Annotated in this window: 12 protein-coding genes; 3 read left to right on the top strand and 9 right to left on the bottom strand. The window is 43.4% G+C overall.

Features of this window, described 5'->3' with window-relative positions:
* Position 1 precedes the first annotated feature (1 nt).
* Positions 2–1732: an ABC transporter ATP-binding protein gene (locus VIG27_RS09730; RefSeq protein WP_394522299.1), complete on the bottom strand. Its 1731-nt coding sequence runs from the start codon at positions 1730–1732 to the stop codon at positions 2–4.
* Positions 1733–1855: 123 nt separating this feature from the next.
* Between VIG27_RS09730 and VIG27_RS09735 the strand changes: the two genes are divergently transcribed.
* Positions 1856–2740, top strand: a complete 885-nt coding sequence (locus tag VIG27_RS09735) for a LysR family transcriptional regulator (RefSeq protein WP_394522300.1) — start codon at positions 1856–1858, stop codon at positions 2738–2740.
* Here VIG27_RS09735 and VIG27_RS09740 read toward each other — a convergent pair.
* Positions 2737–3630 (bottom strand): SPL family radical SAM protein, encoded by an 894-nt coding sequence (locus tag VIG27_RS09740; RefSeq protein WP_394527485.1) that lies wholly within the window; start codon positions 3628–3630, stop codon positions 2737–2739. The two genes, VIG27_RS09735 and VIG27_RS09740, sit on opposite strands and share 4 nt — an antisense overlap.
* Positions 3631–3821: 191 nt before the next feature.
* On the opposite strand from VIG27_RS09740, the gene VIG27_RS09745 reads away from it, so the two are divergent.
* A complete protein-coding gene (locus VIG27_RS09745) occupies positions 3822–4658 on the top strand; it encodes a YihY/virulence factor BrkB family protein (protein WP_394522301.1) in 837 nt (278 codons plus the stop codon).
* Between the two features lie 70 nt (positions 4659–4728).
* Here the strand turns inward: VIG27_RS09745 and VIG27_RS09750 are convergent, their stop codons facing one another.
* The 4 genes from VIG27_RS09750 to VIG27_RS09765 all read right to left on the bottom strand — a co-directional run bounded on the left by VIG27_RS09750 (position 4729) and on the right by VIG27_RS09765 (position 8173).
* Positions 4729–6225 (bottom strand): carboxypeptidase M32, encoded by a 1497-nt coding sequence (locus tag VIG27_RS09750; RefSeq protein ID WP_394522302.1) that lies wholly within the window; start codon positions 6223–6225, stop codon positions 4729–4731.
* A gap of 80 nt (positions 6226–6305) precedes the next feature.
* Entirely contained in the window at positions 6306–7382 is a 1077-nt protein-coding gene (locus VIG27_RS09755; protein ID WP_394522303.1) for a 5'-3' exonuclease, read from the bottom strand.
* A 35-nt stretch (positions 7383–7417) separates the two neighbouring features.
* Positions 7418–7651, bottom strand: coding sequence for a hypothetical protein (locus VIG27_RS09760; protein WP_394522304.1), 234 nt, complete (start codon positions 7649–7651; stop codon positions 7418–7420).
* A gap of 24 nt (positions 7652–7675) precedes the next feature.
* Positions 7676–8173, bottom strand: a complete 498-nt coding sequence (locus VIG27_RS09765) for an appr-1-p processing (RefSeq protein WP_394522305.1) — start codon at positions 8171–8173, stop codon at positions 7676–7678.
* 184 nt (positions 8174–8357) lie between these two features.
* On the opposite strand from VIG27_RS09765, the gene VIG27_RS09770 reads away from it, so the two are divergent.
* Entirely contained in the window at positions 8358–9179 is an 822-nt protein-coding gene (locus VIG27_RS09770; RefSeq protein WP_394522306.1) for a CZB domain-containing protein, read from the top strand.
* A 74-nt stretch (positions 9180–9253) separates the two neighbouring features.
* On the opposite strand, the gene VIG27_RS09775 is transcribed toward VIG27_RS09770, so the two are convergent.
* From VIG27_RS09775 to VIG27_RS09785, 3 genes are all read right to left on the bottom strand, one after another.
* The gene (locus VIG27_RS09775; protein WP_002603763.1) at positions 9254–9706 is read right to left on the bottom strand and encodes an NUDIX hydrolase; all 453 of its coding nucleotides are present in this window, start codon (positions 9704–9706) and stop codon (positions 9254–9256) included.
* 133 nt (positions 9707–9839) lie between these two features.
* The gene (locus tag VIG27_RS09780) at positions 9840–11267 is read right to left on the bottom strand and encodes a peptidoglycan D,D-transpeptidase FtsI family protein (RefSeq protein WP_394522307.1); all 1428 of its coding nucleotides are present in this window, start codon (positions 11265–11267) and stop codon (positions 9840–9842) included.
* Complete coding sequence (locus VIG27_RS09785) at positions 11257–12582, bottom strand: FtsW/RodA/SpoVE family cell cycle protein (protein ID WP_394522308.1); 1326 nt, start codon at positions 12580–12582, stop codon at positions 11257–11259. The genes VIG27_RS09780 and VIG27_RS09785 overlap by 11 nt, the downstream gene beginning before the upstream one ends.
* Between the last annotated feature and the right edge of the window lie 2 nt (positions 12583–12584).

A 12584-nucleotide genomic window follows, 5' to 3' on the forward strand; every position in this document is an offset into this window, starting at 1 on the left:
TTTACTGTACCTCCTTTTCGGATAACTGAGACAGGCAGATTTCCCGGTAAACGTCACAGGTCTGCAATAACTCTTTGTGGGTTCCGCAGCCAGCCATCTTTCCTTCATCAAGAACTACGATCTGATCCGCATTCTTGATGGTGGAGGCCCTTTGGGAAACGATAAATACCGTCATATCTTTTGTCCCCTCTTTGATCGCCTTTCTAAGTCTTGCATCCGTTGCAAAATCCAATGCGGAGGCACTGTCATCCATAATCAGAATTTGGGGCTCTTTCACCAGCGCTCTTGCGATCGTCAGCCTTTGTCTCTGGCCTCCCGATAAATTTTTACCTCCTGCCTGGATTACAAAATCCAGACCTTCTCTCTTCTCATCAACAAATTCCTTGGCCTGCGCAATTGCAAGTGCCTTGTAAATTTCCTCATCGGTGGCATCTTTTTTCCCCCACTGCATGTTTTCACGAAGAGAGCCTTTAAACAGAACGGATTTCTGCGGAACGATTCCCACCAGCTCCCGAAGCTGTCCTAAAGGATACTCTCTCACATCGGTTCCTCCCACCTTTACAGAGCCATCTGTCACATCATAAAATCTTGGGATGAGATTTACCAAGGTGGTCTTACCGGAACCTGTGCCGCCGATGATCCCGATCGTCTCCCCTTTCTTTGCCTGAAAGGAAATATCACTGAGTGCCGGAGCTTTTGCCTCCTCATAATAAAAAGTCATGCGGTCAAAGGATACTTTTGGTGCTTCCGGCGCTTCTGTGGCCTTTGTGTGAACCGTATCTGCAATTCCTGGTTTTTGCTGGAACACAGAATTGATCCGGTTTGCACAGGCCAGTGCTTTTGATATGGTAATGATTAAATTGGCCAGTTTCACAAGCTCCACCAGAATCTGAGACATATAATTCACCAAGGCAACGACTTGACCCTGGCTGATGATTCCCCGATCCACACTTCCTGCCCCGGTATTTATCAAAACAATGATTCCCAGGTTAATGATCACGTAAGTAAGAGGATTCATCAAAGCAGAGATTTTCCCCACAAATACCTGGAATCGGACTAAAAGACGGTTCTCCTCTTCAAATCTTTGGACCTCATCCTTCTGGCGGTTAAAGGCACGGATCACACGGACCCCCAGCAGATTTTCTCTGGCTGTCAGCAGGACCTGATCCAGCTGCTTTTGAACGTTCCGGTACAATGGCATGCTGACAATCATAATTCCGAATATAACCACTGATAATATGGGTATGGTCACCGCAAAGACCATGGCTGCCCGGAAATTGATGGTAAATGCCATGATCATGGCACCGAATACAACGAAGGGGGAACGCAGAAACAGGCGAAGGAACATGTTGACTCCCGACTGTACCTGATTGGCATCACTGGTCATTCTGGTGATGAGTGTGGCTGTTCCAACGGCATCAATCTCCCGGTAGGAAAGTTTATTTATATGGGCAAATAGATCATTCCGCAAGGAAGTTCCAAAACCGGCTGCCGCTTTTGCCGCAAAATACTGGGCAGTTATGGCACTTGCAAGGCCAATGAGCCCAAGAAGAACCAGCAGCCCTCCCATCTTTAGGATATAAGACGTATCCTGGGATTTAATGCCCACATCAATGACCTTGGCCATGACCAGCGGCACCAGAAGTTCAAAGCTGGCTTCCAGGAGCTTAAACAACGGTCCCAGGACGCTTTCCAGCTTATAATTTTTCAGATATTTCAGGAGTTCCTTCATTCTAAATTCCTCCGATTTTATAAATTCATACTCTTTTGGAATATTTTATTGTAATATTATATCATTCTGGTATAATATTACAAGTATAAATCGCTATACATTATGAAATAAAGGATGTGCCAAATGAATCCACTTAATTCAAAACAACTATATTATTTTTTGACCGTTGCAGAAACCGGCAGTTTTACCGCCGCATCCAAAAAGCTGGGACTGTCTCAGCCGCCTTTAAGCAAACAGATCATGCTTCTGGAACAAGAACTGGGATTAAAACTGCTGGAGCGGGGTTCCAGAAAGACAGAGCTGACAGAAGCCGGTGCTTTTCTTTATTCCCGCGCCAAGGATATCCTTTCCATGATGGAGGCGGTCACAGAAGAGCTCCATCATTTTCCCTCCTCTGCCAAAGGTGTTTTAAAGCTTGGAGCTATCTCTTCCTCTGGAAACCTCTTGACCAATTTTTTAAAGACATTCTGCGCATCCCATCCCAATGTCCGGTTTGAAATTACAGAAGGCAACACCTATGAGCTGATAGAAAAAATGAAAAACGGGATCATTGAATGTGCCGTCATCCGGACTCCTTTTTATGGGGAAGGCTTAGAATGTGTCTATGGCCTGGAAGAACCGCTGATGGCGGTAGGTAACCCTTTCTTTTTTCCGGAAATAAACACCAGCAGAATCAAACTGACCGAGCTTACCGGAAAACCGCTGATCTATTACCGCCGTTTCGATGCCATCATATCGACTGCATTTCAAAATATAGGAATGGAACCTTATATTTTTTGCCGCAATGACGATGCAAGAACCTGTCTGCAATGGGCAAAATCCGGGCTTGGTATCGCCCTTGTTCCAAAATCCATCAGCGAGATGGAAAACAGTACCGGTCTGGTGTTTCGGGAGATCGACTCCGTGGACACCGTAACACGGATTGCTGCCGTATATAAAAAAAATGGCTATGTATCAAACATAGCCAAGGAATTCGTATCTTGTTTCGGCGAAGAGATGTCTTTTTAATCAAACAGACTTAACTGGGTGATCTGGTAATTCTTCTTATAGGAATGAATGATATCCGGCATGCGGTACAGGATACCATAACGCTCGCATTCCTTTGAAAATATGCTCCAAAGCTTTTTACTTTCGGGACTTGGACATTGATAGCTGTTTCCATAACGCTTCATATATTCTGTCACCAGATCACGCTCCGGAAACTGCTCCCGCAGGCGGTCAAAATACCATTCCCTTTGATTGTTGCGCAAAGTCACACCTAATGCCGGATAGATAAAAGCAGCGCCAACCTCATGGGCTGCTTTTACAATAGACCGGATATTATCTTCATTGTCTTCCAGAAAGGGAAGAATGGGCATCATTAAAATGCCCGTAAATATCCCTTTCCCGCTCAGTGCCTGGATCAGTTCCAGACGTTGGGTGGGCACAGACACATAAGGCTCAACCTTTTTCGCCAGGCCGTCATCGGTTGTGGTTACTGTCACTTTGCAGATGACCGGCGAATGCTCCCTGATGCCCAAGAGCACATCAATATCCCGTTTTAACAGTGCACTTTTTGTTGCGATGGAGGCTCCGAAGCCAAAAGCATCAATCAATTCCAATGCGTGTCTTGTAAGCTCCATTTCTTTTTCAAAGGGATTATAGGGATCGCTCATGGAACCAGTTCCAACAACACCGCTTTTTACTTTACGCCTTAAATCATCCCGAATGATCCGAAGTGCATCTTCTTTCACCCTTACGGTATCAAAGTGATCAATCCGGTAGCAGTCAGAGCGGCTGTCGCAGTAAATACAGCCATGACAGCACCCTCTGTAAATGTTCATATTGTAATCAATTCCAAACCAGTTGCCGGGGTTGTTTGTCTTAATCACAATGTTTTTTGCAGAAATGTAGTCCATCATTCCCTCCTTCTTGATTCATTCTAAAGTTTATCTTCTGGTTTGTCAATTCTCTCCCTTGTTTCCCTTTAAAAATCAAAAATGGGGTGCCTTGATATTTTTTTTGTCCCATGATAATATGCTTATAGCAGTAAGCCTGATTGCTCTGCCTCACATACAATCGCAGAGTGAAATACGAAAAGGGAGGCATTATGATTCGATTCTTATTGCGTGGGAAACAGATTTATGATAAATATAGCAAAGATGAAATGACTGTTTACGCTGCCCAAGCCTCATTTTTTTCAATTATAGCAGCATTTCCATTTATGATGGTCCTGCTGGCCCTGGTCCAGTTTATTCCCCCCATTACCAAAGCCAATCTCTTACAGCTTGTGATTACAATCATTCCCAACACCATGGAGATGAACAGTGTTCTCGTGACTGTTATCGACAATCTTTATACCACTACTCCGGCAGCGGTCCTTTCCGTCAGTGCCGTAGCTGCCATCTGGTCTTCATCCCGGGGGATGTTAAGCATTGAGCGGGGCTTAAACCGGGTTTTCCACCAGCCGAAAAAAAGGAACTACGTTATGACCAGAATCATTTGTATGGGATACACTTTGGTTTTTTTGGTCATCTGTATCCTGACCCTTGTGCTCTTGGTGCTTAGCGGCACCATACAGAGTTTTCTGTACCGTCATTTTCCAGTACTTGGCGGCATCACCCAATATATCATTACCTTCCGTACCTTGCTTATTTTCATTTTGACCTTCTGCTTCGCACTCCTTTATACCTATGTACCCATTAAAAAGCAGCAGTTCTCAAAGCAGCTTCCGGGGGCTGTTTTCTCCACCGCCGGCTGGATTTCCTTCTCATTTATCTTTTCGATTTATTTTAATAATTTTGGGAATTATTCGGTTATGTACGGAAGCCTTACCGCCATTGTGCTGCTGATGCTCTGGCTCTATACCTGCATTTGTATCCTGTTCTTCGGAGCGGAGATCAATGATTACTATTCCAAAAGCCACAAAGAGCGAAAGGGTTCATAGCAAAACCCCAGGAGTGAAAATACGTTCACTTCTGGGGTTTTTGGTTTATTTCAGACCGTTGCTTCAGGACTTATGACAAATCATACAGCTTGCGGTATTTTTCCTTTAAGTACTGAATGAAATAATCAGGATTAAAATCTTCCCCTGTCACATCCTTTAAGATTTCCCGGCTGGTTTTCATTTTTCCGTACTTGTGCACATGCTCCCGTAAATACTCCCTGATGACACTGATCTTTCCTGTGCGCAAAAGTTCGTCAAAATCCATTTCTTTTTTCATGTGGTAATAAAGCTGGGCTCCAAAGGCATTCCCCAGTGCATAAGACGGGAAGTAACCAAAAGAGCTTTGGGACCAGTGAATGTCCTGAAGAATCCCTTCGGAAAACTTTTGGGGACGAACCCCTAAATATTCTTCGTATTTGTCTGCCCATAGCTTTGGAAGCTCTTTTAAATCAATGTCTTCCTCTATGATCATCTTTTCCAATTCATACCGGATTAAAATATGAAGGCTGTAAGTAAGCTCATCTGCTTCAGTTCTGATAAAGTTTGGCTCTACCTTGTTGATCGCTTCAATAAACTTTTTCAACGGAATGTCTTTTAACTTATCCGGATAAAGCTCTATCAATTTCCCATATATGGGTTCCCAGAAAGCTTCGTTTCTTCCAATGATGTTCTCAAAAAAGCGGGACTGGGATTCATGCATCCCCATAGAGGTACCCTGTCCTAAGGGTGTCTGGGTGATCTCATCGCTGATCCCAAGTTCATAAAGACCATGCCCGGCTTCATGGATAACAGAAAACATGGAAACGTCCATCTTATCGTGATAGCTGGTGGTGATCCTCACATCATGGTTATGGAGATTGGTCGTAAAAGGATGAGCACTGACGGATAGCACACCTTTTTTAAAGTCAAACCCCACATATTCTGCCAGGAATTCTGCCATCTTTTTCTGCTTATCTACGGGATAACCGCCGATGAGGAATGAATCATCAATGGTTTTTCCCTTCTCCATGATTTCCTTCAACAAAGGCACAATCTCCGTCTTTAGCTGATTGAAAAATTCATCAAGAAGTTCCTCATTAAAATCCTTCTCAAACTCGTTCAGCATCGTATCGTAGAGCTTTTGGCCTTCCTTTTTACGGTAAGAAGCAAATTTCTTTCTAAAACCGATGACCTTCTCAAGAGTGGGGGCAAAAGAGTCAAAGTCTTCATCCTTCTTGGCCTTTGACCAAATCCTTCCGGCTTCTGCCACTAACTGGGCATTGTCCCTGTATTCCTCAGCCGGAATACAGATCAAATCTTCTCTGGCCTCTTTCGCAGCTTTTACGATCGCCCGCTGCACATCATGAAGGTCTTCCTCTTTCTCACAGGCTTCAATGGCTTTTTCCATCTCATCACCGGTTATGTTCCGGTAATACTCCTGGGAAAGCAAACCAATTACTCTGGACGTATAAGAACCGGCATCTTCCGGTGCCAGTGTTTCGTTGTCCCATTCAAAAAGGACAAGGGAAGTCTGCAATGCCATCGTCCTTTCCAGTAATGAGCTCAAAGCTTCATAAGTTTTATTCATGTTTGGTTTCTCCTTTATTAAAATCAGGCATATTCTCTATGAGTGTCTCCAAAGGCTATGAAAAAATACTTTTCTTTGCATTACATCCCTGTTCCAAAAATGGAAGCTTCCTTAATATCAAGCTTTAAAAGCCATTCCCGGACCTTTTCCTCCTGATAGGATTCTGCTGTAAATGCAGAAAGCTCCAAATCAATGGGAATATCCAGCTTCATGGTGGCCAGCTCCTTTGACATCATGGCGGCTTTTTCTCCGCACAATTCTTCTTCGCTGGTCTTTGTCAGGGCTTTATACGGGGAACGTGAGATTCCCAATTCATTTTTCCAAAAATCCTGTAATTGTTTCAAACGCTTTTTATCCGCTTCCGCTTCATGGATGACGCGGTAAATCTCCTCCACGGTACCATATTCGCGAAGCAGTATGGGAGCTGCACTGCTCACACCTTTGACTCCGGGAATATTATCTGAAGTATCGCCCTGTATTCCTTTTAAATCTGCAATCTGTTCCGGTCTTACTCCCTCTTCGTAAAAGACAGTATCCGATGTATATTCAAATACCTTTTCAGGCAGGTTGACTTCTTGTTTTGATATTCCGTAGAAAGAATAATATTTTTTATACAACTCGTCTGCTTTTTCCTGTCTGGACTGGACCATCCAGGCACGTACATTGTATTCATTATTCACCAGCTGCAAATAATCATGATCCTTTGTCAGAAGAATCATGGGAATCTCCTCCCGGAACTTCATAACAAGACTTCCTGCATAATCATCCGCTTCATACCGCTCGCTGTAAAGCACCTGAAAGCCAACATCCTCCAGAATTTGTTCCATCAGCACAAACTGATTTTTTAAAGGTTCCGGTGTGGCACCCCTTGTCCCTTTATAATCGGCATATAATTCCCTGCGGAAGGTATCCCTGGTTTTATCAAAAACAAAAGCGATATAATCTGGCTGCTGCTTTTTCATCAGAGATACTACCATCTTGAGCATGCCAAATATAGCATTGGTATAAGTTCCATCCTTAGCATGAAGGATCTTCTCATAATGCCTTTGCTTTTCCTCTTCTGTCTTGGCGAACATAATCTCTCTGGGTAAAACCGCATAATAGCATGTCGACAGCATGGAAGATCCGTCAACTACTACAAATTTTCTTTCTGACATGTAATTCTCCATTCTTCCCTTGATCCGTGATGGAATCAAGTGAAATAATTCAGCAATTCTGTTTCATTCTTGGAACCCGAACGCTTCATGATCTCCCGGCGTTCCTGAGTGGATAATCCCTTCCAAAGCTTTTGAACCCTCGGATCTGAGAAGCCAATATACGCAATCCCATTCCGATCGCATTCATAGGATGACAAGTAGTGGTTAAGTGCACTCCATTCCACGTAAAATGTATTGATACTGCGGCTCAATGAGCTTACTTTTGCCATGTTCATTCCTCCCGGATATAACTCTTATTTCATTTTTTCATGATTCCAAATCTGTACTTCTCCTTCATATCCCTCGAAAACCCTCTCCAGGATTCCCTTCACGATCTCCCAATCTCCTCCGGCATTGCCGCAGCCGATTTTATATGGAAACGCTATCTTTTCGTGTTTATTTCTCACATCTACAAAATCCCTTATCTCCTGAACGGCTTTTTCCAGAGCCTTATAGTCGGTATACAGACCACTTTTCCCATAATTATTCTGACCGTATAAGTTGGCAATTAAAAACCACCGGTCATCTTTCTTAACCGGCTGTGCAGAAACCCTTCCGAGCAGTTCAGCGGTCTTTCCTCCGGCCTGTTCCTGCCACTGTTTTGTTAATATCTTATATGTTTTTTCTACCTCCGGGAACATTTTTTTGATCTGACCGTCAAGTCCCCGTTCAAAAACGCCCTGGCAATTCACCTGATGGCATATGATATCTGCATCAGAAGCGAAAATATCGCCGTCGTAGTACTTTATCATTTTTTTCCCTCCAAACAAATTAAATCCGATATCCAGTATCATTATACCCTGATTTTCCAGTTATTGATAGTCTTATAATTAAGTTTTAAAACATATTTTTCCTCAAAAGCTGTTGAACTATGCTGAGATAAGTTCTATAATGGGAAGGAAAAATACGAAAGAAAAAGGTAAGGTATAACAAATAATGGAAAATGAGAACAAATGTCCATACATAATTTTCAAACTCAACGGTTCCCTATACTGTATTAACAGCAAATACATATCAACCATTGTGCAGATTCCGGAATACAGCACCATCCCTTCAGCTCCTGCCAATGTATTGGGCATGTTCAAATACAGAGATCAGGTTATTCAGATGCTGGATCTGCGTATTACCTTCGGACTTAAATCCATTACCAGCGAATATAACGATTTTGAAGAAATGATTGACGCAAGAAAACAGGATCACATAAACTGGGTAAACGGCTTAGAACGCTACATAACAGAAGGCGGAACCTTTTCTCTTGCAAAGGATTCCCATCAGTGTGCTCTTGGTAAGTGGTACGACAAATTCACCACCGATAACCAGACAGTAAGCGCTCATCTAAAAAAAATGGAAGAACCTCATGAAAAGCTGCATCAGTCCGCTGTTGAAGCAGAACATTACATGTTGAATAAGGACAATGAAGAGAATAAAGCCCGATTGTCAGAGATATTAAGACTGGCTAAGGAAGAATATATGCCTGCCATTTTATCCCTTTTAGACCAGACAAAAGACATATTCCGCTCCACCATCTTTAAAGAGATGGTACTCATCTTAGATGGCATTAAATGGGGAATTGTGGTCGATGAAATTGTATCTGTAGAAGATCTTGATGTGATTGCGAACCGCCGGCAGGAGCCAATGATCAACCCATCTTCTTTCATTAATAATATCATGGAAAGCAGCAAACAGGATGGTCTTATCTTTGAACTGAATATAAATAGTCTGACAACTAAATTAGAAGAACTGGAATCTTCCTTTTAACTTATGGATCGGATTTTCATGCAAAAGAGCCGGAAAAGTAATGTTTCACTTTCCCGGCTCTTCCTGTGATCCGCTCAGAAATACTTCTTATTGCCCCAAAGGTTGCTCTTCTTCAAATCCAGATACTCATTATATGCTTTTTCTAAAATCTGTTTTTCATTGGAAAATTTAAGAAGATGATACGCTTCATGGAACTTGTAATATCCTGAATCAATAAAATATTCTTCCCGTTGTGGTTTACTGTAATAGCTGTCGGCCATCATTAGATACCAGTGTACATCCTTTTCCACCATATCTTGGGGCGTATTAAAAGAGTACTGGCTCTTGCCGATGTACTTGATAATAGACGCACTGACCCCGGTTTCTTCCTTTACTTCCCGGAGTGCCGTCTCTTTATACTCTTCACCCGCTTCTACTGTTCCCTTTGGCAAAACCCAACCTTCATATTTGTTCTTGTAATTCTTATATAAAACCAGAATTTTACCTCGAAAAATAACCACACCGCCACAACTCGTTGCTTCTATCATTGCAATTCCTCCAGAGTGAACCGGACATCTCTTGAAAATTCCGATTTTGGTGTGTCTCATAGACTGGCTATAGTATACCTCTTTTTGGCCTTATATGCAAGTCTGTAATCTCGGAAAGCAAATGTCACATCCTTCATCCTCTGGAAAAATATAAATCAAAAAGTTTTCTGGCTATGGGAGCAGCAGCCTTTCCGCCGGAACCACCCTCTTCTACAATCACGCTGACAACCACTCTGGGCTGCTCGGCAGGAGCAAAACCGATAAACCATGCATGGGTCTCTTTTCCCGTTTCAAACTCCGCAGAACCGGTTTTTCCTGCTACCGTATAGGCATCTGTCCGGAGGGCAGAACCAGTTCCGTCTGTGACTACGGATTTCATAAATTCCGTCAATGCCGCAGACTCTTCTGCAGTCATCAGACTTCCATAGGACTGGGGCATAAATTTTTTGATCACATCTCCTCCCGCATTTTCTACATGATCAATGAGATATGGCTTCATAAGAGTCCCGCCGTTTGCAATGGCTGCCGTCATCATGGCATTATGAATGGGCGTGATCTGGGTTTGTCCCTGTCCAATGGAGGTTTGGAGAACCTGCCATGTATCAGCACCTGCCTCCATGGAATAGGAACTCCTATTGTAAGCAACAGGAAGAGCCAAGTCCGAATTGAACAACAGCTGGTCTGCCGTTTTCTTTAAACCATTTAAGTCCAGAGATAGACCCAGGTTTGCAAAGGCTCCGTTGCAGGAATTTGCAAAGGCCTGCTGAAGATTCTGGTGACCGTGGGCTGTTTCATGATAACATTTGATGGTGTACGCTCCATTTTTATAGATTCCATTGCAGTCAAAGGTATAATCCCTGTAATTCGCCGGATTCTCTCTCATATATTCCAAAGCAGTCACCAGCTTAAAGGTGGATCCGGGAGGATACAACCCCTGTGTGGCCCGGTTCAAAAGCTGGCCGGAAGTATTTTCTTCCGCCACCAAACGGTTCCAGTCGGCAAGCAGGGTGTTGGGGTTATAATCGGGTTTTGATACCATGGCCAGTATCTTTCCGGTATCCGGTTCAAGAACCACCACCGCTCCATTTCTCTTCCCCAAGGCGTCATAGGCCGCTTTCTGGATATCCACGTCAAGGGTAGACACTACATTGTCTCCCTGATTCTTAATGGATGACATCTCATTGACTATCTGTTCTATGATGTTCACATGACTGGTAAGCAGATAAAAATTAGAAATAGCCTCCAGACCGGTTTTCCCATTGGTGGAATATCCTACTGCATGAGCAAACAAAGAATCAAAGGGATAGACCCTGGTTTCCTTTCCCTCCCCATCTACATCGGTTCGTGCAAGAACCCTTCCGTCACTGCTTTGAATCTCTCCCCGCACCACACGGTCAGCGAAATTGTCCAGCCTTGCATTATAGGAATTATTGATCACAGTATCGCTTTTTACAAAAAGAAAATAGCAATAATAAGCCGCCAGTCCTACAAACAAAAGCACGACTCCATAGGTGAGTATCAGCATATGATGGTTTGCTTTTGGATTTGAATTATTCTTCATATTCCTCATCTTCCTCTTCATTGCGCTTTAAAATATATAGCCCCTGGATGATTCCGAAAATAATAAATGTACTTAAAATCGAGCTTCCGCCATAGCTGACAAGCGGAAGTGTCACACCAGTGGATGGAATAAATTTGGTCACGCCTCCTATGGTCAAAAACACCTGGATAATGTAGATGGTGCCCAGGCCGAATGCGGTCAGTTTATAGAATACCGCCTGCATCCTACTGGCGATCATCATAAACTGCAAAAAACATCCAAGACAGATAAACAGGATACATAATGCAAAGACAGCGCCCAATTCTTCAGAAATGGCGGAAAAAATAAAATCCTTTTCCACCACCGGGATTTTTCTGGGCAGTCCCCGGTAAAGTCCCATTCCAAACCAGCCTCCGGTGCCTATGGCAAACAGGGACTGGGTGATCTGATACCCCTTTCCGGCAATATCGGACCAGGGATTTAGCCATGCCAAAACCCGGGTTCTTACATGTCCAAACAGGTAAAAGGCAAGTACGGATGCCAACGTACCTCCTCCTGCTCCTGCCAGAAGATACAGCCATTTGCCCGTGGCGACAAACAGCATAAAAACATAGGTCACAAAGAAAATAAGTGCGCTTCCCAAATCCTTTGAGAGCACAAGAATCAGAATATGGAGGGATGCAATTCCCGTGACAACCAGCACCGTCTTAAAGCTGGTAGAGCGGTAAAACATGGTAGCGATAAAAAATACATAACTGATCTTCACAAACTCTGATGGCTGAAAGGAAAATTCGCCTAACCCGAGTGAAAGCTGGGCACCATAGCTGCTGGTTCCCGCGATGCACACAATACCAAGAAGCAAAAGCCCTCCGATGCCGTAGATCCAAGGAATCTTACTCAGCTGCCAGACACGGTCAATAACAAAGGGGATCACCCAGGTAATGAGAGCCGCCGCCACTACAATGGCAAACTGCTTCATGGCACGGTCAAAGGAAAGTCTGGTCAGCATAATAAAGCCTACGGTCAAAAGCATGCACATATTATTGACCAGCAGTCTGGATACATTTCGGTAAAACAACCGGTACAGGAACAGGTAAAGAAGAAAGAACAGTACCTGAGCCAGATAAAACACCAGCATCCGTTCATCTTCCGTCTCAAACCATATGATCAGGTAAGCCAGAAGATGAATCAGGAACATAGCGATGTTCTGCCGCCTGCATATTTTCTTTTTTTTGTACTCATCCCGTGTGGAAAATACACGAAAGTTAAAATATGTGTATAAAGCGATCAACAGTATCATTAAATATCTGGATACGTCAATTATCAGATTAATCATAT

The organism is Lacrimispora sinapis, from assembly GCF_043633585.1.
GTDB classification, from domain to species: Bacteria; Bacillota; Clostridia; order Lachnospirales; family Lachnospiraceae; genus Lacrimispora; species Lacrimispora sinapis.